Below are 19,597 nucleotides of genomic sequence, written 5' to 3' on the forward strand. Positions count from 1 at the left end.
CCCCTCTCACCCACTCCTGAAAGGAGTCCCCATGTCCCGTCTTGCTCCCCGCTCTTCCTTCCTGGGCCGCGCCGTCGCCGCCCTGCTGCTGGCCGGCTCGCTGTCCGCCTGCGGTGATGACCTCGAGCTGCCGCCCGACCCGCAGAACCCCGACCCGCAGAACCCCGGTGAGCAGGAGGAAGACGCGCCGGTGAATGGCACGCACACCACGCACGTGGCCAACGGCGATGGCTCGTACACCACCGCGGTGAACGCGACGGGCAGCTCGGAGTGGATTGGCCTGGACCTGGACAACGGCACGCAGGTCAGCAAGGAGACGGACGCCGCCTGGGACGTGGCCTTCCAGCGCTTCAACATCCTCTCCCGGGGAGGCGTGAGCGGCAGCGGCGACGTGGCGGTGGCGGTGCTCACCGAGACGGACTTCGCGCAGGTGACGCAGGCGCCCGCGGACGGCTACCTCGTGGATGCCGAGGACGGCGAGGACCGGGGCACGGACCCGGACAGCGCCTTCAACGTGGGCGACGGCTGGTACGCGTACGACATGTCGACGCATGCCCTTTCGGCGCGCCGCAACGTTTATGTCGTCCGCTCGGACGAGGGCGCCTACTTCAAGATTGCGCTGCAGTCCTACTACGACGACGCGGGCACGCCCGGGATGTTGTCGTTCCGTTGGGCGAAGGTGCCCGCTCCCGCCTCCGCTGGCAGCGCCCTGGCGCAGCCGTCCCAGCACTGAATCCCTTTCCATCCCCAGGTGTCAGACATGAATCAGACCGCGAACTCTGATGTCGTCTCCGAGCCCGTCCGCCTGCGCCAGCGTTGGCAGGCGCTTCGTGACGAGCAGCCTCGTACCCGTATCCGTGACGCCGCCGAGCAGCTCGGGGTGAGCGAAGCGCAGTTGCTCGCCACGGGGCTGGGCGAAACCGTCGTCCGGCTGGACCTCCGGCTGGACGCGCTGCTGCCCCGCATCGAAACGCTGGGCCGGGTGATGTCCCTCACCCGCAACGCGCACGCCGTGCACGAGAAGCGCGGCACGTGGCGCAACATCGAGCTGCACGGCAAGCAGGGGCTGGTGCTGGACGAGGAGATCGACCTGCGCCTGTTCTTCTCGCGCTGGACCTTCGGCTTCGCCATCCGCGAGCCGCACGGCGACGGCCTCCGCCGCAGCCTCCAGTTCTTCGACGCGTCGGGCATGGCCATCCACAAGATCTACGTGGAAGAGGCCGGGCGCGAGGAGACCTTCGACGCCCTGGTGAAGGAGTTCACGCACGCGGAGCAGTCGCCGCGGCTCAGCGTCGTCCCGGCCACGCCGGCCGCGGCGCCGCGGCCCGACAGCGCTATTGACGTGGAGGGCCTGCGCTCGGGCTGGCGCGCGCTCCAGGACACGCACGAGTTCTTCGCGCTGCTCAGCCGCTTCAAGGTGGCGCGCACCCAGGCGCTCCGCCTGGCCGAGCCGGAGCTGGCCACGGCGGTGAAGCCGGACGCGCTGACGTGGGTGCTGGAGAAGGCCTCCGCCGCGCAGCTGCCCATCATGATTTTCGTGGGCAACCCGGGCTGCATCCAGATTCACACCGGCCCGGTGAAGAACGTGAAGGCCATGGGGCCGTGGATGAACGTGCTGGACGCGGGCTTCAACCTCCACGTCCGCGCCGACCACGTGCACTCGGCGTGGGTCGTCCGCAAGCCCACGCGGGACGGCGTCGTCACGTCGGTGGAGCTGTTCGACGAGGCCGGGGAGAACATCGGGCTCATCTTCGGCAAGCGGAAGCCCGGGGTGCCGGAGTCGCAGGAGTGGCGGGCGCTGGCCGAGGCGCTGGCCCAGGCAATGCCCGCGCGGGAGGTGGCGTGATGCGCCGCGCTTCCGGACTGTCGCTGCTCTTCATGGCCATGACGTCGCTCGCCCACGCGGCGGCGCCCGCCAAACCGCGGGCGGCGGCCGCGGCCAAGGCCCCCGTCGCGGCGGCGAAGCTGGTCACCATTGGTCCCGCCATCACCGAAACCGTCTTCGCGCTGGGCGCGGGCGGCCAGGTGGTGGGCGTGGATGACACCAGCCTCGCGCTGGAGGTCGCCCGCGAGTCGCCGAAGGTGGGCTACCAGCGGGCGCTGTCGTCGGAGGCCATCATCGCCCTGGGGACGTCGCAGCTCCTGGCGTCCGAGGAGGCGGGGCCCCCGGGCGTGCTGGAGCAGCTCAAGGCCGCGGGCGTGGACGTGGTGGTGCTGCCGAACAAGCACACCGTGGAGGCCACGCGCGAGCGCATCCGGGCGCTCGCGAAGCGCCTGGGCAAGGCCGAGCAGGGCGAGGCGCTGGTCAAGCAGTTGGACGCGGACCTGCGCAAGGCCCAGGAGCGCACGGCGGCGCGCAAGGACGCGAAGCCGCCGCGGGTCCTCGCGCTGTACGCGCGCGGCGCCAACGTCCTCATGGTGGCGGGCGCCGGGACGGCGGCGGGCGAGCTCGTCACGCTGTCGGGCGGAGTGAATGCCATCGCCGCCTACTCGGGCCACAAGCCGCTGACGGCCGAGGCGGTGGTCGAGGCCGCGCCGGACTTCATCCTCATGCCGGCCAGCTCCCTGGAGCCGGTGGGCGGTGAGGAAGGCCTGTCGCGCACGCCGGGCCTGTCGCAGGCGCGCGGCTGGCGCCTCATCACCGTGGATGACGTCCACTTCATGGGGCTGGGCCCCCACCTGGGCAAGGCCGTGAGCCGCTTGCAGGATGGGTACGCCTCCCCGGCTCGGGACAGCAGATGAGTGCGTCGGGGCTCGCGCCGGTCTCCGCCAACTACCGCGCGCGGGAGCGCGTCCCGCCGGCAGCCCCGCGTCCGTGGTTGCCGCTGGCGCTGCTGCTGCTGTGCGTGGCGCTCCTCTCGCTCGCAGTGGGCGCGGTGTCAGTGCCTCCGCTGGCACTGGCGGGCAGTCTCCTGGAGCAGGTGGGGCTGGACCTCGGCCCCAGGCTGGAGTCCGTGCAGCAGGCGGTGTTGCTGTCCATCCGCCTGCCGCGCGTGACGCTGGGCATCATGGTGGGCGCGGTGCTGGCCACCAGTGGGGCCGCGCTCCAGGCGTTGTTCCGCAACCCGCTGGTGGAGCCCGGCCTGCTGGGCACCTCCAGCGGCGCGGCCCTGGGGGCGGTGGCGGCCATCGTCATGGACGTGGCCCTCAGCGCGCACCTCGGCTCGCTGCGGATGCTGGCGGTGCCGGGCGCGGCCTTCGCGGGCGCGCTGGGCGCCACGCTGCTCGCGCATCGGCTGGGCGGTGGCGGCGGCCGCACGGAGACGGCGCGCATCCTCCTGGCGGGCGTGGCCGTCAGCGCGGGGGCGGGCGCGGGCATCGGCCTGCTCACGCAAGTCGCCACCGACGCGCAGCTCCGCTCCATCACCTTCTGGACCTGGGGCAGCCTGGGCGGCGCGTCCTGGGACGTGGTGGGGGCGGCCACGCCGCCGCTGCTCGTCGCGCTGGGCCTGCTGCTGCGGGAGGCGCGCACCCTCAACCTGCTGCTGCTGGGGGAGCGCGAGGCCTGGCACCTGGGCGTGGACGTGGAGCGCCTCAAGCGCCGGCTCATCCTCGCGGCGGCGCTGGGCGTGGGGGCCGCGGTGTCCGTCTCCGGCGTCATCGCCTTCGTGGGCCTGCTGGTGCCCGCGCTGTTGCGGCTGGCGCTCGGGCCGGACCACCGGCGGCTGCTCGGGGCGTCCGCGCTGCTGGGGGCCTCGCTGCTGGTGGGCGCGGACCTGCTGGCGCGCACGGCGGCCATCCCCTCCGAGCTGCCCGTGGGCGCGCTCACCTCCGTGCTGGGTGTTCCCGTCTTCATCGGCCTGCTGTCGCGAAAGGGGGCCGCATGAGCCTGGAGGTTCGTGGCATCGAGGTGTGGCGGGGCCGGGGCCGGACGCTGGGGCCCATGGACCTGGCCCTCCAGCCCGGCGAGGTGCTCGCCGTGGTGGGGCCCAATGGCGCGGGCAAGTCCACGCTGCTGTCGGCCATGTCGGGCGAGCTGAGGTGCTCGACGGGCGAGGTGGTGCTGGACGGTGTGCCCCTGTCGCGGTGGAAGCCGCGTGAGCGGGCCCTGCGGCTGGGGGTGCTTCCCCAGGAGTCATCGCTGGGCTTCGGCTTCACGGCGCTGGAGGTGGCGCTGCTGGGGCGCAGTCCCCACGCGAGCCGCGCGGAAGGCAGCGCGGACCTGGCGGCGGCGGTGGCGGCGCTCGATGCCACCGACACGCGGCATCTGGCTTCGCGCTCCTACCTCACATTGTCGGGCGGTGAGCGGCAGCGCGTCCAGTTGGCGCGCGTGCTGGCCCAGCTCTCCGAGCCGGTGCCGTCCGGGCACCGCTACCTGCTGTTGGACGAGCCGACGGCGAGCCTGGACCTGTCCCATCAGCACCTCGTGCTGGAAGCGGCGGCACGCTTCGCCCAGGAGGGCGGCGCGGTGCTGGCCGTGCTCCATGACCTCAACCTGGCCGCGCGCTACGCCCACCGGCTGGCGGTGCTCGCCGGGGGGCACGTGGTGGAGGTGGGCGCGCCCGCGAGCGTCTTGACGCAGGAGCTGGTGGCCCGCGTCTTCGGCCTGCGCGTCCAGGTCGTCGAGTGGCCGGGCTCGCCCGGTCCCCTGGTCATCCCGGAGGGCCGCGCGCCTCTGTCGCCTTGAGCACAGTTGGGTTCCGCTGGCTTCAGCTCCCCGCGGGAAGGGTCCTGGGCACCCGGTGCCCCTCCACACCGTGGGTGATGGACCAGGACCTTTCCCGTGGGGGGCGCCGTCTTCGAAGCAGGTGATGGCAGACGGGCAGGGGAGCCATGGCCCGGCTGGTGCTCCCACGCTTCATGGCGAGCGTGGTGTCGTGCCTTCGTGCCCCGGGTGGCGGGCGCGGAGGTGTCACGGCATTGCGTTTCAATGCGGCGGTGTTGTGCCTGGGCATCCTCGTGCTGGCGTGTGGGCCGGAGCGCGACGCGCCGCCGTGTGATGCCGCCTGCGCTCCAGAGGACGCGGTGTGCCGTGCCCGCGCGTGTGCCTCCGCGTTTCCGGACGAGGCCCTGCGCGCCGCGGTGGATTGCGCTTCGATGCCGGCAGGCGGCCGGTGCCTGGGGACGCGCATCGTGGAGCGGTGTGTGGACGGCGTCCGGCTCCAGGAGGACTGCGGCGTCACGGACGCCTGCGTGGTGGCGGAGGGCGGCGCGCACTGCGCGGTGGGCGCGGCGTGCATGGAGGGCGGCACCCGGTGCTCGGCGGACGGGGCGTTGCAGGGCTGCGTCCAGGGGCAGTGGCGTGCCCGCGAGTGCGCCGCGGGCTGCGTGGAGACGGGCGGGCGGGGTTGGTGTGGCGCGCCCGGGCCCACGCTGAGCGGCACCGTGCGCTACGAGCGACGGTTCCCCGACGCGACGTTCAGCGGCTGGTCGGCCGAGCCGGAGTGGGTGCCGGCCGGCGGCTTCCTCGTGGCCTCCTTCCAGGGGACGGCGCTCGTGGACCTCCAGGTGTCGGGATGGGACGGGCGCTTCTCCGTGCGCGTGGCGGCACAGCCAGGGGCGGACGACCGCATCGTCGTGTACGCGGCGGGGTTGGGCGCGGCCTCACGGGTGGCCTTCGCGGTCGCGGACCCGGGGCTGCGCGGCGCGCGGCAGGTGACGGAGGCGCCTGGCGGTGGGGCGCGCCTGTGGCGGTGGTCCCTGGCCACGCGCACGGTCGCCGAGCGGGGTGTCTTCTCCATCCCGGAGGCGGAGGGCTCGGGGGCCGCCGCCGTGTTCAGCGCGCTGCGCATCGCCTGGGATGAAGCGCGACTGCGCTATGGCCGGGAGGGGCTGCCCGTCGTGGCGTGGCTCGGCTTCGGGACGACGTGGTCCTGTGGCGCCTGCTTCGCGGAGTGGCCGGTGACGGCCGCGGGGCGCACGTGGGCCTCGCAGGTGTGGCTGCCGGGGGATGGCGACGCGGCGTGGTGGTCCGAGGCCATGGTGCTGCACGAGCTGGGGCATTGGGTGATGGCCAGCCATGGCACCAGTCCGGACGAGGGCGGGCCGCACTACCTCGGCGTGCCCACGTTTCCAGGTCAGGCGTGGAGCGAGGGCTGGGCCACCTGGTTCAGCTCGGACGTGCGAGGCAGCTCGCGCTACTACGACCGGCAGGGCGGCACGATGTTCTGGATGGACCTGGATGCGCGCAGGCCCGCGGCGGGGCGTGGACCCGGCCGCGGCCGGAGGACGGGCTGCTCCAGAAGCTGGAGGCGAGCGAGGTGGCGGCCATCCTCTACCGGCTCGGCAAGGGGACGCCGTCGCGGCAACCGCTGTACGCGGCGCTCGCGGCGCCGGAGATGAACGCGGCGCCGTGGAGACGGGGCTACCAGCGCCATCAGTGGCGCGTGGAGGCCGGGCAGGTGGTGGACGTGGCGCGGACGGACCTTCCCTCGCCCTGCCTGGCGGACTTCCTGGACACGATGATGTGCCAGGGCTTCCCGCGTTGGGTGATGGACGCGGCCACCGAGCCGGAGTCCGCGTACCCCTACCCCAGTCACTCACCGCTGTGCCGATGAGGCAGCGGAGGACGCCGATGCGGACATCCGCTCACCGGAGGGGCGCATGTCGCTGACACGCAAGCGCGTGGCGGGGGCCGTCCTGGCGCTCGCGCTGGCAGGCGCGCTTTCCACGGGCGTGGCGTCAGGCGTGGAGCGCCTTCGCGGCAAGGCACGCAAGCGCCTCGCGCCCCCGGCTCCCGCGTTTCAGGGCGAGGCCGTGCGCACGCGCGATATCGAGGACCTGGCGCGGGGACGGGGGTCGGCACCGCATCCGATGACGGCGAGCGCAGCCCCACGCCGTGCGCTCTCCGCGCCGGGGCCACGCGCCCGCATGCCGGGAGAGACACAGCGGCCCGCGCCGTGGACGGAGCGTGGTGCTCCCGCGCCTTCGGAGCCGCAGCCACGCCCGCCCGACCCTGGCGCGGCTCCCAATTCCATGGGCCATGGCGCGCATGGCGCGGGGCTGACGACGAGGCTTCCCACGCCCCTGCGCGTGGGCTGGACGGTGGTCGCGTCGTCGCCTGGGCAGGTGCGGCTCGTGGCCGACGTCGAACGGCTCGCGGGCTTCGCGGCCCCCGTCGAGGTGCGGCTCTCGCTCCCTGCGGGCGTCACGCTGATGGAGGGCGCCGCCACCTTCACCGTGCCCGCGGGCGCAGCGGAGGGCGGGTACTCCGCGACGTATGTCGTGGCCTTCGACACCGGGCGCCCGCCAATGGACGACCTCGTGTTGGTGGCGCGTTCGGAGGGGGCTGGCTTTGGTGTGCATGCGGAGGCGCGCCACGTGTTTGGCAGGGCGCTCGTGATGACTCCGCCCCAGCCTGTGCCCAGGGGGCCCGAGCTTCCGGCAGCGCTCATGACGGGAGCTGGCAGGCCTCGGGGCGCCCCGGATTCGGACGAGGAGCCCTGACAGGGGGGCCGGACCGAGGTGGGGAGCTCGCTCTTCGGAAATGTCGGGACTTTGGGGCGGCGCTCAAAACCCCCGACATTTCGGAACAGCGAGCTCGGACAGTGCCAACGGGGGGCGCTGCGCACGGGGGACGATTGAGATAGTCACGGGGGTCGGTCGTCGTCGAGGAGCCGTGTTGGAGACTGTCGCCCTGGTGCTGGTGTTGTCGTCCGCGTTCCTGCACGCCGCCTGGAGCGCGCTGCTCAAGCGCCATCCCAACCCGGAGGTGGGGGTGGTGAGCGTCATCTCCGTGGTCATCCTGGCGAGTGGCCTCTGGGCGCTGGGGATGCGCGGCCCCGCGTTTCCTCGCGTGGAGGGGCTTGCCTGGGCGCTGTGGGCGGGCGTGTGTGAGAGCGTGTACCTCGCGGGGCTCGCGCGTTCATTGCGGCAGGCGCCGCTGGGGCTCGCGTACACGGTGTCCCGAGGTGGCGCGATGCTGCTCGTCTGGCCCGTCTCCGTGGCGTGGCTGGGGGAGGCGGTGTCCGCCTGGACGGTGTCGGGCGTGGCGCTGCTGTGTGTCGGGCTGGCGGTGATGAACCTGTCCCGTCCGGCCGGGCCCACGGGGGCGGGTGTGGCGTGGGCGGCCCTGTCGGCGGTGGGCATCGCGGGCTACCACCTGAGCTACAAGATGGCGCTGGAGGTGGGGGCGCAGCCGCCGGCGCTGTTCGCCACGGGCCTGCTCGTCGCGCTGCCCGTGCTCATCCTGGAGCGAGGTCGTCAGCAGGGCTGGACGGCCCTCCGCCGCGAGCTCTTGTTGGCGCCGGGGCTCGTGCTGACGGCGGGAGTCATCTCCGCGCTGTCGTTCGGCCTGTTGTTGACGGCATTGGCGGGAGGCGGGGCGGGCGCGGTGCTGACGCTGCGAAACACCTCCATCGCGTTCGCGTTGGCGCTCGCCGCGCTTCAAGGGGAGCGCCTGGGCCGGCGGCGATTGTCGGGCGCCGCGCTCGTCGCCGTGGGCGCGGTGTTGCTGGGCGTGCCGGCGTAGGTGGGGCCAAGGCCGGGCAGCACGGGAGCGCCGCCTCGACACCGCGCATGCGAACGCGCGCGGCCAGCCCGCCGCGAAGGGCCGGCACCGTCCGTCCACTCCGCGCGGGGGGCCGCACGCGCGGAGCCTGGCATGCGGCCTACGGCGTGGGCGCGGACGCCGTCAGCCGCTTCAGCGCGTCCTTCGCGTCTGAATGGTCCGGTTGCAACTGCACGGCCATCTTGTAGGCCGCCTTCGCCTCGTCGACGCGCTTCGTCGCCTCCAGCAACTGCCCGAGCGCGTTGTGCGGCTCGGCGAAGTTCGGGTCCACCTGCGCGGCGTCGCGGAAGGACTTCTCCGCGCCCTTCGTGTTGCCCTGCTGGTACAGCGTGTGGCCCATGTACAGCAGGCCCAGCGCGTGGCGCGGGTCCACCGAGAGCACGGACGTCAGCACCTTCCTCGCCTTCGCGCCGTCGCCGCCGCGCAGGTAGATGAAGCCCAGCTCCGCCCGCGCGTCGAGCTGCGCCGGGTCCTTCGCCACCACCGCCTCGAGCTCCGACACGGCCAGGTCCGGCCGGCCGCGCCGCGAGTGGACGATGCCCAGCCGCGCCAGCGCCGCGGTGTCGGCCTCCTCGCCGTCCTTGGGCTTGAGCAGCCCCTCCGCCGTCACATAGTCGCCCATGGCCAGCAGCAGGTCCGCGAGCGCCAGCCTCGCGGCGCGGTTGCCGGGCTCCTCATCGAGGAGGGCCTGGTAGAGCGGCCGGGCCTTCGCGCTCACCCGCTTCTGGGCATACACGTCCGCGAGCGCCAGCCGGTTCTCCGGCGTGGGCGCGAGCTTCACGCCTTCTTCGTACTCCGCGATGGCGCCATCCAGGTCGCCCTTGGCGCGCAGGGCCTCGCCATGGGCGGCGCGGGCGCTCGCGTCCTCCGGGAAGGCCTCCACGGCCGTCTTCAGGGTGGCCACCGCCTCGTCCGCCTTGCCCAGGCTGAGCCAGGCGCGGGCGAGCCCCTGGTACGCCTCGGTCGTCTTGCGCCTGTCCTCGGCGCTCTTCTCGATGGCCTTCTTGTAGGCCTCCACGGCCTGCTTCTTCTTGCCCTGCGTCAGGTACAGGTGGCCGAGCTGCGTGTACGGCCCGCTGGAGCGCCGGGGCTCCAGCACCACGGCCTTCTCGAAGGACTTCAGCGCGCGGACGTTGTCCCCGAGCTGGTAGTACGCCAGCCCCAGGTTGAAGTGCGCCTCGGCGAACCTCGGGTCCGCGGCGATGGCCTTGAGGAACGCCTGGGTGGCCTTGCGCGGGTCGCCCTTCTCGTTGAGCGCCACGCCCATGTTGTTGTGCGCGCTGGCGTGCTTCGGGTCCGCGGCGAGCGTGCGCTGGTACTCGGCGATGGCGCCATCCAGGTCGTTCTCCCGCATGAGCAGCACGCCGAGGTTGTAGTGGGCCTCGGTGTCCCCCAGCTTCTGCCGGGTGGCCTCGCGCAGCGTCTCCTTGGCCTCGCCGTTGAGCCCCTTCTCCGCCAGGGCCTTGCCCAGGTTGACGCGGGCCACGTTGAGCTTGCCGTCCAGCTTCAGCGCCTCGCGGTAGGCCTCGATGGCGTCGTCCGTGCGGCTGGCGCGCTGCAGGGCCTCGCCCAGGTTGAAGCGCAGCTCCGCGTCCTGCGGGGACAGCTCCACGGCCACCGCGTACTGGCTGATGGCCACGTCGCGCTCGTCCAGCACGCGGGCCAGCAGGCCGCGCTCGGCCCGGAGGGTGGACTCCTCGGGGAAGGCGGCGATGGCCGTGTCCAGCACCTCGCGGGCCTGCTCCGGCTCACCGGACAGCCGCAGCGCGCGGGCCAGGGCCAGCTTGGGCGGGATGAGGTCCGGCTCCTGGGCCACCAGCTTCTTCAAGGGCGCCACGGCCTTCTTCGGCGTGTTGAGCGCGAGGAAGGCGGTGCCCAGCCGGTACAGGGCGTCCGCGTCGTCGGGGGAGTCCTCCAGCCGCGCGCTCTCCACGGCGGCGGTGCGCTCCAGGGTCGCCGTGTCGGGCTCGGCGGCCTGTGCGGTGAGGAGCTGGAGCACCAGGAAGCTGGCTGTCTTCATTTTTAGAGGTTCTCCACGTAGGGACTCGCGCGCGCGTCGAAGGTCTTCTTCGCGAGCGCCGCCTTCTTCGCCTCCCACGCCTCCCGCGCCGTCTTCTCTTCCTTCTCGTCTCCGGCGAGCGAGGCGCGCTCCTCCTTCACCTCCGCCTTGCACTCGGAGACCTGCTCCTCGAACTCCTGCTGGTCCAGCCGCTCGCTGCCCTCGACCTTCGCCTTCCGGGCGGCGTGCAGGCGGGCCAGCTCGAACTCGGCGAAGGCGCAGCGCAGCGCCAGCCGCTCCACGTCCCGCAGGCCCACGCTGAGCCGCTGCCGGGCGCGCAGGTACTCCACGCGGGCCTCGGCCTCGGCGATGGCCAGCTTCGCCACCTCGCGGGACACCTCGTCGGAGGCGCGGTCCACTTCATCCTCGGCGGCCTCCTGGCGGGAGCGGGCGCGGCGGATGTGGTCGCGGGCGCGGCCAATCTCGTTGTCGGCCTCGTCCACCTTGTCGATGGCGAGCGCGAGGTTGTTCTCCGCCTCCAGCAGCTCGATGCGCGCCTCGTAGGGGAGCTTCTTCTCCAGCGAGTCGGGCACGCGCAGGTTGTAGCTGGGGCCGCAGGCGGAGAGCAGGGGGAGGGTGAGCAGGACAAAGCGCTTCATGGGACCGTCGCCTCGAAGCTTCCGAAGATGGTGCGCCCGGAATAGGTGTGGGTGCCGTTTTCGAACGTGACGTGGAGCTCGCCGGAGATGCGCTGCCCCTGCTGGCTGGGGAGGGCCTTCACCTTCAGCCCGCCCACCCGGAGCGCCGGGAAGGTCCGCGCCGGCTCATCCAGCACGTTGCGGCCAATGGCGCCGCGCTGGGCGCCGCTGTCCAGGACTTCCGCCAGGTTGACGTCCAGCGAGCCGGTGTAGCCCTCCGGAATCATGTCCGCCACCCGGGCGCTGACCTTCAGCACCGTGTTGGTGCCGGTGCCCTGCTGGGTGACGAAGTTCACCGCCAGCTCCCCCTCGGCGAGCTGCGCCTCCGCGCGGTCGTAGCGCAGGTCGAGCAGCGACGTGACGCTGCCCTCCAGCCGCCCGCCCTCGCCCCCGCAGGCGCAGAGGGCGGCGGCGAGCAGCACGCCGAACCACGATGCACGCGCGGGCCTCACTTGCATGCCTTCCACCCGCCGTCCACGTCGTTGCCGGCCAGCGAGGCCACGTCCTTGAGCACGGCCAGCTCGCGCCGGGCGCCGTCCACGTCGCCGAAGCGGCAGCGCAGCGCGGCCAGGTTGAGGCGCGCCTTGCCGAAGGTGGGGTCGGAGTCCATGGCGCGGCCGTAGGCCTCGCGCGCCCCCATGGCGTCACCCATGTGGAGCAGCGCCAGGCCCAGCGCGGAGTGCGCCGAGGCCCGCGTGTCCTGCAGCTCCGTGACGCGGCCGAAGGTGAGCTGCGCCATGCCGTACTGCCGCGCGTCCAGGTAGGCCAGGCCCAGCGCCTCCAGCGCCTCCACGTTGAGCGTGCGCTCGGCCTTCTTGCGCAGCTCCTCCAGGGACGCCGGCTGCGTGGGCGCGCCCGGCTGCGGCACCGGCAGCGCCGCCGTCTCCGCGCGGGCGCGGCAGCCCACCACCGCGGCGCTGAAGACCTCCAGGGACTCGGCGCGGGACAGGCAGGCCTTGAAGGCCTCCTCCGAGCGCGCCTTCAGCGGGGCCACCTGCTCCTTCACCGCGGCCCTGAACTGCTGGGCCTCCGCGGAAGACAGGCCGGCGGGAACGGCCGTGCCCTCCACCACGTCCGCGATGTGGCCGTACGCGAGCGCCAGCTTCCACAGCGAGGCCACCGCCCACTCCGCGTAGCCCAGCGACGCGGCCTGCGTGTAGATGCCCTCCATGCTCTGGAGCGCGGCGACCTTCTCCTCCACCTGGTCCGCGGGCAGGTCCTTGTAGCCGCGGTAGAGGATTTCGCCCAGGTACCACAGGCCCTTCGCCGCCTCCTCGGTGCCGCCGTTGGGGCCCTGCACCGCGGTGGTGAGGGTGGCGATGAGCGCGTCGGCGGGGGCGGTGGGCGCGGTGGTGGCCTGCACCTCGGCCAGCACCGCCGCCGCGGCCGCGCTGTGGCGGTCCAGCTTCAGCGCGGCCTCGGCCGCCGTCTTCGCGCGGGCGTAGTCCTTCTGCTTCAGTCGCGTCTCCGCCAGCAGGACCAGGATCTCCGCCTTGCGCGCGCCCGCGATGTCGGTGGCGGCCTCCAAGTCGCGCGCCGCCTCCTTGTACTCGCCCAGCGCCAGGCGCAGCCGCGCGCCGGCCAGCCAGCCGTCCACCGCGGCGAAGTCGCCGCCCAGCTTCTGGCCCACCTGCTCGAACCAGCCCGCCGCCTCGCCGAACGCCGCGGCCTCCGCCGCGTGCCGGCCCAGCGTCAGCAGCACGTCCGACAGGTACTGGCTCTTGGGGTAGTCCTTCACCAGCTTGGCGCCCAGCTCGCGCTCGGCCTGCATGTCGCGCTTCTCGCGCGCCGCGGTGAACGCGCCGTAGAGCGCCTTCTCGCCGATGTCGGAGTTCTTGTTCTCGTCCGCCACCTTCACCAGGCCCTGGATGACGTCGCCCGTCTCCTGGGCGCTCTGGAGGGCCAGCTCGTCCAGCGCCTCGGCGCGGCTCTGGGTGAGGATCTTCTGCACGTCCGCGCGGAAGCTGGCCGGCAGCGGCGCGCCCAGCAGCTTCTTGCCCGTCGCGTCCAGGCCCTTGAAGTCGTTGAGCTGCCGCAGGCTGTCCAGCGCCAGGTTGCCCGCGACGGGGGCGTCCTTGTGCTGGGGGTGGCTCAGCGCGAAGGCGGTGAACAGCTCCGCGGCCTTCGGGTACTCGCCGTCCTCGTAGTAGGCGCGGGCGATGTTGAACTTCACCACCAGGGCGTTCCCGCTGCGGGGGTAGCGCGACACGAACTCGGCGCCCAGCAGCTTCATGGCCTGGCGCGCGTCCGCCACCTCGAAGGCGTTGCGCTTCTGCGCCTCCTCCGGCTTGAGGGTGGAGAAGTGCGCCAGCAGCGCGGCGTTGAGGGCCTCCTCCTCGCCCTTCGCGTCCTTCGCCTTCACGTGGTAGCGGGCCAGCTCCTCGAACTGGCGCGCGGCCTCGGGGTATTCGTTGGCGGAGAACAGCGCGTCCGCGCGGTTCTTCATCATGGTGCGCACGTGCTGCTGGGGCCGGAAGAGGCCCAGGTACGTCTGGTACGCGTCCGCCGCGCTCACGTAGAGCGCCTTGTCGTTCTTCTTCTGCGCCTCCACGTGGAGCAGCGTGGAGAGGTCTCTCGCCATCTCCTCCAGCTCCACCAGGTGCTTCTTGCGCTCGGCCTCCGTCAGCTCGGGGTCCTTCTTGCTCTGCACCGCGGCGCGCACCAGGATGCGCAGGTCCTCCGGGTCCGGCAGCACCTTGCCCTTGGAGGCCTTGATGGCGTCGTAGAGCTTCTGGCCGCGCTCCAAATCCAGCTCCGGGTCGTGCTGGAGCTCCATCAGCTTGCGCAGCGCGGGGATGGCCCACTCGTACTGCTGCTTGATGAAGTAGCGGTTGCCCAGCTTGTCCAGCGCGAGCGCGTAGGTGGCGCGGCTGTCGCTGAGCTTCTCGAAGTAGTTGAGCGCGCCCTTGGGCGGCTTGGCCTCGGTGTAGCTGTAGACGAGGTCCAGCAGGGCCTCGCGCTTGACGTTGAGCGCCTTCTTCACGTCCACGCCGGGCAGCGGCGCGCTGGCGGCGGCGGCCTCGAAGAAGGTGACGGCCTCCGCGTGCTTGGCCTGGTTCACCCGAATCCAGCCCATCTTGTAGCGGGCCAGGTCGTGCACCGGCGAGGGCGGGGCCTCCAGGATGGCCTGGTAGTGCTTCTCCGCCTCGCCCAGCTCGGCCTTGTCGAAGAAGTGGTCACCCAGGATCTGCTCCGCCTCCAGGCGCAGCGGGCTGCCGGGGAACTTGCGCGTCAGGTCGCCGAGCGTCTTGAGCATCTCGTCGAACTGGCCCAGCTCGCGCTGCTCGTGCGCCAGGTAGAACGTCACCTGGTCGCCGTCCTTGAAGTCCGGGTACTCGCGCAGCAGCCGGTGGTACATCTGCACGGCCTTCTGCTTCATCAGCCGCGTCTCCGGGGAGACGATGGCGCCGCTGGCACCCTCCGGGCGCGACTCCGCCTGGAGGTAGTACACGTAGCGGCTCTTCTCCACGTAGAGCTCGGCCAGCCGGAACTGCAGGTCCGGCAGGTAGGGCGCGTTGCGGCTCTTGGAGATGAGGCGCTCCGTCTCGCCGATGGCGCGGTCCACCTTGAAGATGTCGCGCTTGAGCTTGGCGATGAGCTCCTCGCGCTCCTTCGCCTTGGAGACAATCGGGTTGACGCCCGGGCCAGGGCGCCCGGCCCCGCCCGGGGCGGCCGCGAGCAGGGCGGCGGCAATCAGGCCCGTCAGGTGCCCGGTCATGGCGTCTCCTCGATGCAGCGGCTGTCGATGCGGACCCGGTAGGAGCGCAGCTCGTCGTTCCAGTACTCGCCGTCGAAACGGTAGGCCGTTTGCGTGGGCGACAGAATCTGCTCGTCCTCCGGCGCGACAATCCGCGCGCCCTTCTTCACGCGCTCGTACAGCTTCAGGCCCACTTCGTACTCCATCAGGCGCACCTGCTCGGCGGCGCGCAGCAGGGTGTCCGCTTCCTGGCGGACGGCCTCGGCCAGCCGCGCGTCATGGACGCGGACCGCCTCGGCGCGGGACAAGTCGTAGAGCTTCGTCAGGTGCGAGAAGAGCCGGTCGCCGAAGCTGCCGGCGTAGCGGCCCAGCCGCTCGCCCTCCAGCTCCAGCGTCTGCAGGAAGCGCGCGGCGCGCTGGGTGCTTCCATGGGCGTTGGCGGCGCGGCGCAGGCGCACGTCCTGCGTGAGGTCCTCGCGGTTGCGCACCGCCTCCAGCGAGTCCGCGAAGCGCCGCGTCAGCTCCTTGGCGGCGCGCTTGGCCGGCAGGTAGTGGCACAAATCCCGGTAGATGAGCGAGCGCAGCAGGTACTTGTCCGGCAGGAACTCGTCGCGGAAGGACGGCGCGTCCAGCGTGGTGAGGATGCCCAGCGACGCGCGCAGCTCCCCCAGCTTGTAGCGGGTCCACGCCTCCTCCAGGTAGAGGCTGGCGCGGCCCGGGTCCAGCTCGGGCAGCTTCACGCGGTCATACGCCTCCAGCGCGCCCTGGAAGTCCTTGCGCTCGTAGCGCAGGCGCGCCACCGCCAGCGCCGCCTCGTTGCGGGCCTCGCGGGTGAGCTTCTCGTCCTCGGACAGCGCGAGGAAGTCGGCGATGATTTCGTCCGTCGGCTCCTTGACGTGCTTCAGGCGGGTGACGAGCAGCGCGAACTTCGCGTGGCTGGCCTCGGCGCTCGTCTCCGGCAGCTTGGCGAAGTGGGTGTTGGCCCAGCGCTCGTTGCCCACGCGCAGGTCCACCAGGCCCTGCTGGTAGTGCGCGTAGGCGCCCGTCTCCTCCGGGAGGAAGCCCAGGTCCAGCGCGCCGAACACCTGCTCGTCGATCATCACCTCGTCGTGCGGCCGGTCCGTCAGCGCCTTGAGCGCGTCCAGCGCGCGGGGCAGCACGTTGGGGTTGGAGCGCTCGCGCGCGATGCGAGCCAGGTACGAGGCCCCCGCGTGCGTCAGCCCCAGGTCGATGAGGCTGCGCGCGAGGAAGTACTGACCCCAGGCGTAGTTCTCATCCGTCCTGGGCGCGGCCTGGAGCCAGGCGTAGAGCGGCTCGGCGGCGTCGCGCGGGTTGCCATCGAAGTAGGCCTGGAGGGCCTGGTCGAAGACGGCCGGGTCCACCTTCTCGGGCGCGGGAGGCGGGGCCTCCGCGGGCTTGCTGGCGCCTTGCGCCGCGGGAGCCTGGGCGTCCGGGCTGGCGGGCGCCTTGCCGTCCGTGGCGGGCGGCGAGCCCTGCTCGGGCGCGGGGGACGTGGGCTGCGCGCCGCCCGCGGACTGCGCGGCGGCGGGCGCTGGAGACACGAGGAGCGCGGCGCTGGTGAGCGCGGCGATGAGCGAGCGGGAGGTCATTCCGTGGCGCCGAAGTTGAACGCGGTTCCGAACTGGATTTGCGGGACCTGGATGACGCGCGTGGCGCCGGTGAACACGGTGTTGTTCGTCACGTCCAGGCGCAGGGAGAGCGTCTTGCCGGTGAAGAGGCGCAGGCCGAGCCCCACGTTGACGCCGGGCCGGAAGCCGCCGTCGCGGTCGAGCTTCACCACCGTGCCGCCGCCCAGGAGGAAGGCCTCGATGTGCAGCACGGACTCGTTGAGGAAGGCCATCTTCCCGTAGAGCGGGCTCCAGATGAGGTCCGAGCCCACCATCCACTGCACCTGGTCCTGGAAGGCGGCGGCGTTGGGGGAGGTGTTGAAGTCGCGCTCCAACTGGCGGCGCAGGCTCGTCTGGAGGTTGTAGCTGTACGTGCCGCGGCCGACCTGCCACGCGAAGGTGTCACTGAAGTGGTACGTGTACCCGACGCTGCCCACCAGGCCCTTGTAATAGGCGTTGGCCGGCAGCACGCCCACGCCGAGCAGCAGCTCGTGGTGCATCCGGAATCGCCGCTCCTGGATGGCGGACACTGCGCCGGGATTCTCCAGCGCCTCGGCCTGCGCGCGGACGAGTCCGGGCGTCAGCAGCAAGAGGATGAGCAGGGCGTATCGCACGGTGGGGGCTTCCTGGGGGAGGGCGGGAACAGGCGCGCGCAGGCGGCGCGTCAGTAGCCGACCGAGTTGAAGAGGAACGGGTAGGTGATGATGACGACGCCCCCCTTGGGGGCGGGGAACTTCCACGACTTCAGTCTGGAGAGGATGCAGGACTCGACGGAGGCATTGCGCAGCGTGGAGGACTTCGTCTTGGCGGCCACCACGCGTCCGCTGGCGCCGATGGTCCACTCCAGCACCACCTTGCCGGCCAGCCCCGGGTCCTTGAGCAGCCCGCGCTCATAGCAGCCGTGGACCTCGTTGAGGTGGCTGTTGATGACGCGCGCCACCGCCTCGCGGTCCACGGTGCCCTGCGTGGAGGCGATGCTGCGGGCCGTGGCGCGGGTGACGGTGCCGCCCACCTTGCCCTTGCCCACGCCGCCCGCGCCCAGCGCGCCGATGCCGCCGCCGCCCTTGCCGCGCAGCAGCTCCTTGCCCAGCGTGGCGCCGCCGCCCTTGCCGCCGCCGCCCAACCCGAAGGTGCCCAGGCCCGCGTTGGCGATGGGCGCCTTCCCGATGAGGCCGGACAGCTTGTAGTTGGAGTTCTTCACGTTCTTGCTGCCGGGCCCGCTGCCGAGCTTGTCCACGGCGGCGAGCAGGTTGTTGGTGGCCGGGCCCGCGGCGGACAGCTTGGCCAGCGCCTTGAGCGCCTTGTTCTGCGGCGCGGCGGCGGCCACCGCCCGCTCGGGCTGCTTCGGCGGCGGCGTCTTCTCCACCGGCTTGGGCGGGGCCTTCTCCGCCACCTTCTCCTTGGTGGGCTTCTTCGCCTGCGCCTTGATGGCCTCCAGCTTCTTCTTCGCCTCCTCCTTCTTCTTCGGTTCGGGGGCGATGAGGCGCAGCGCCACGGGCGGCAGGCTCTTCTGCTGGAAGTCCGCCACCTCCGGCCGGTGCGGCTTCATGACCAGGAAGGCGCCCAGGGCGGAGGCGAAGAGGCCGAGGAAGGTCAGCGTCAGCCAGGGCAGGCCCTTGAGCGGGTTGACGAAGACGCGCGCGGGCTTGGGCGCGGCGTAGGCCACCAGCGACATCTGCCCCTGCGTCAGGCGCGCGGCGGTGCCCTCGCGCAGCGTGAGGAAGCGGCGGCTGCCGTCGGACTCCAGGGCCGCGCCGGTGACGGGCGTGAAGCGGCCGTCATTGCCGCTCTTCTCCACGTCGGTGCCCGGCGGCACGAAGAGGCGGAAGGCGTTGTTGACCGACTCGGCCAGCGTGAAGGGCGCGCCGTCCGGCAGCGTGAAGCCCCACAGGGGCATGGCCCCCTCGAGGTCCAGCGAGGCCTGCACCGGCTTCTTCTTGTCCGGCGCGAACCGGCGCGCGTCGCGGCGGATGGCGCCCCAGTACAGGTCCAGGTAGAGCTGCGCGGCGCCCTTGCCGGTCGCGATGCGCGGCGCGTGCGTGGGCCGCGCCAGCGTGCGCTGCTCTTCCAGCAGCGGCCCGGTGGGCTCCGGGAGCGGATCGATGGCGAGGTCCGCCATCAGCTCGTCCGCCAGCCGCATGCCCGTGTTGGCGCTGGGCGCGGGCTCCGGCGCGGCCCTGCGGCGGGCCGACGGCACCGTGCTGGCCGGCACGCCCGCGGGGGCCTGCTGCGCGGGCCACGGCGCGCCGGGGGACGCCGGGATGGCGGCGGGCTGCGCCTGCGCGACGACGTGCGCGTGGCCACCGGCGTGGACCTGGGCCTGGGGCGCCTGCGCGACGACGTGCGCGTGGCCACCGGCATGGGCGTGGGCCTGGGGCGGCTGCGCGGCGGTGTGCGCGTGGCCACCGGCATGGGCGTGGGCCTGGTGCGGCTGCGCGTGGGCCTGGGGCGCCTGCGCGACGACGTGCGCGTGGCCACCGGCATGGGCGTGAGCCTGGGGCACCTGCGCCACGGGTGGGACCATGGCCACGGCGGGCACGGGCTGCGCCGGCGTGGGGTAGGCCACCTGGGTCGCCACGTGCTGCACGGGTGGGGCGACGGGCACGCGCGCGGCCGGCAGGGTGGCGGAGTTGGGCGGAACAGCCGTGGCCGGGCGGAGCTGGTGCGCGGGCGCGGCGGAGGGCGGCGGAGCGGCGGCCTGCGGAGGCGGCGCGGCGAACGGCGAGGGCGCCTGGGCCGCGCCGAGCAGCGCGGCGACCTCGGGCGGCGGCTGCGGCTTGGCCTCCTGGGGCTTCTGCGACAGCACGCGCGTCTTCAGGATGAAGGGCCCGCAGAGGACCTCATCCACCGGCCGGATTTCACAGGCGGAGACGCGGTGCCCGTTGACGAAGAGCCCCCCCGCGGAGCCCGCGTCCTGTACCGCGGCGCGGCCGTTCTGGAAGTAGAGCAGCGCGTGCCGCGGCTCCACGGACGGGTCATCCAGCCGCAGGTCGGAGGCCGGGTCCGAGCCGAGCGCATAGGTGCCCGGCACGAACACCTCGGTGCCCACGAGGAGACCGTCGCGGAGGATGACGACTTGCAGGACGCTGGGCTGACCGCTCAACGGTGACGCTCCATTCAAGGGCT

Annotated in this window: 16 protein-coding genes; 9 read left to right on the top strand and 7 right to left on the bottom strand. The window is 72.6% G+C overall.

The window, feature by feature from the left end:
• The first annotated feature begins 31 nt into the window (after positions 1 to 31).
• The 9 genes from MYMAC_RS06580 to MYMAC_RS06615 all read left to right on the top strand — a co-directional run bounded on the left by MYMAC_RS06580 (position 32) and on the right by MYMAC_RS06615 (position 8,410).
• On the top strand, positions 32 to 733 hold the full coding sequence (locus tag MYMAC_RS06580; RefSeq protein WP_013935545.1) for an HmuY family protein: 702 nt from the start codon (positions 32 to 34) through the stop codon (positions 731 to 733).
• Between the two features lie 27 nt (positions 734 to 760).
• Positions 761 to 1,846: a hemin-degrading factor gene (locus tag MYMAC_RS06585; protein ID WP_095957459.1), complete on the top strand. Its 1,086-nt coding sequence runs from the start codon at positions 761 to 763 to the stop codon at positions 1,844 to 1,846.
• Positions 1,846 to 2,742, top strand: coding sequence for a heme/hemin ABC transporter substrate-binding protein (locus tag MYMAC_RS06590; protein ID WP_095957460.1), 897 nt, complete (start codon positions 1,846 to 1,848; stop codon positions 2,740 to 2,742). The genes MYMAC_RS06585 and MYMAC_RS06590 overlap by 1 nt, the downstream gene beginning before the upstream one ends.
• Positions 2,739 to 3,827: a FecCD family ABC transporter permease gene (locus MYMAC_RS06595; RefSeq protein WP_095957461.1), complete on the top strand. Its 1,089-nt coding sequence runs from the start codon at positions 2,739 to 2,741 to the stop codon at positions 3,825 to 3,827. Before MYMAC_RS06590 ends, MYMAC_RS06595 begins: the two co-directional genes overlap by 4 nt.
• Complete coding sequence (locus MYMAC_RS06600; RefSeq protein WP_095957462.1) at positions 3,824 to 4,627, top strand: heme ABC transporter ATP-binding protein; 804 nt, start codon at positions 3,824 to 3,826, stop codon at positions 4,625 to 4,627. Before MYMAC_RS06595 ends, MYMAC_RS06600 begins: the two co-directional genes overlap by 4 nt.
• 233 nt (positions 4,628 to 4,860) lie before the next feature.
• Positions 4,861 to 6,282: a hypothetical protein gene (locus MYMAC_RS06605; RefSeq protein ID WP_239989381.1), complete on the top strand. Its 1,422-nt coding sequence runs from the start codon at positions 4,861 to 4,863 to the stop codon at positions 6,280 to 6,282.
• Positions 6,201 to 6,497, top strand: a complete 297-nt coding sequence (locus MYMAC_RS37655) for a hypothetical protein (protein WP_239989382.1) — start codon at positions 6,201 to 6,203, stop codon at positions 6,495 to 6,497. The genes MYMAC_RS06605 and MYMAC_RS37655 overlap by 82 nt, the downstream gene beginning before the upstream one ends.
• Positions 6,498 to 6,543: 46 nt before the next feature.
• Positions 6,544 to 7,386, top strand: a complete 843-nt coding sequence (locus MYMAC_RS36665; protein ID WP_157757457.1) for a hypothetical protein — start codon at positions 6,544 to 6,546, stop codon at positions 7,384 to 7,386.
• Positions 7,387 to 7,561: 175 nt separating this feature from the next.
• The gene (locus MYMAC_RS06615; protein WP_338026034.1) at positions 7,562 to 8,410 is read left to right on the top strand and encodes an EamA family transporter; all 849 of its coding nucleotides are present in this window, start codon (positions 7,562 to 7,564) and stop codon (positions 8,408 to 8,410) included.
• Between the two features lie 139 nt (positions 8,411 to 8,549).
• On the opposite strand, the gene MYMAC_RS06620 is transcribed toward MYMAC_RS06615, so the two are convergent.
• The 7 genes from MYMAC_RS06620 to MYMAC_RS06650 are packed head-to-tail and all read right to left on the bottom strand — an operon-like array spanning position 8,550 to position 19,574.
• Positions 8,550 to 10,469 carry a tetratricopeptide repeat protein gene (locus tag MYMAC_RS06620; protein ID WP_095957464.1) on the bottom strand — a complete coding sequence of 640 codons (1,920 nt, stop codon included), beginning with the start codon at positions 10,467 to 10,469 and terminating at the stop codon, positions 8,550 to 8,552.
• A 2-nt stretch (positions 10,470 to 10,471) separates the two neighbouring features.
• Entirely contained in the window at positions 10,472 to 11,107 is a 636-nt protein-coding gene (locus MYMAC_RS06625) for a hypothetical protein (protein ID WP_013935536.1), read from the bottom strand.
• Positions 11,104 to 11,613, bottom strand: a complete 510-nt coding sequence (locus MYMAC_RS06630) for a hypothetical protein (RefSeq protein ID WP_095957465.1) — start codon at positions 11,611 to 11,613, stop codon at positions 11,104 to 11,106. Before MYMAC_RS06630 ends, MYMAC_RS06625 begins: the two co-directional genes overlap by 4 nt.
• Entirely contained in the window at positions 11,595 to 14,864 is a 3,270-nt protein-coding gene (locus tag MYMAC_RS06635) for a tetratricopeptide repeat protein (RefSeq protein WP_095957466.1), read from the bottom strand. Before MYMAC_RS06635 ends, MYMAC_RS06630 begins: the two co-directional genes overlap by 19 nt.
• Entirely contained in the window at positions 14,861 to 16,453 is a 1,593-nt protein-coding gene (locus MYMAC_RS06640; protein ID WP_013935533.1) for a hypothetical protein, read from the bottom strand. The genes MYMAC_RS06635 and MYMAC_RS06640 overlap by 4 nt, the downstream gene beginning before the upstream one ends.
• Entirely contained in the window at positions 16,450 to 17,085 is a 636-nt protein-coding gene (locus MYMAC_RS06645; protein ID WP_013935532.1) for an outer membrane beta-barrel domain-containing protein, read from the bottom strand. The genes MYMAC_RS06640 and MYMAC_RS06645 overlap by 4 nt, the downstream gene beginning before the upstream one ends.
• Positions 17,086 to 17,135: 50 nt before the next feature.
• Positions 17,136 to 19,574 (bottom strand): AgmX/PglI C-terminal domain-containing protein, encoded by a 2,439-nt coding sequence (locus tag MYMAC_RS06650; RefSeq protein WP_095957467.1) that lies wholly within the window; start codon positions 19,572 to 19,574, stop codon positions 17,136 to 17,138.
• Positions 19,575 to 19,597 lie beyond the last annotated feature (23 nt).

Source organism: Corallococcus macrosporus DSM 14697 (genome assembly GCF_002305895.1).
Lineage (GTDB): Bacteria > Myxococcota > Myxococcia > Myxococcales > Myxococcaceae > Myxococcus > Myxococcus macrosporus.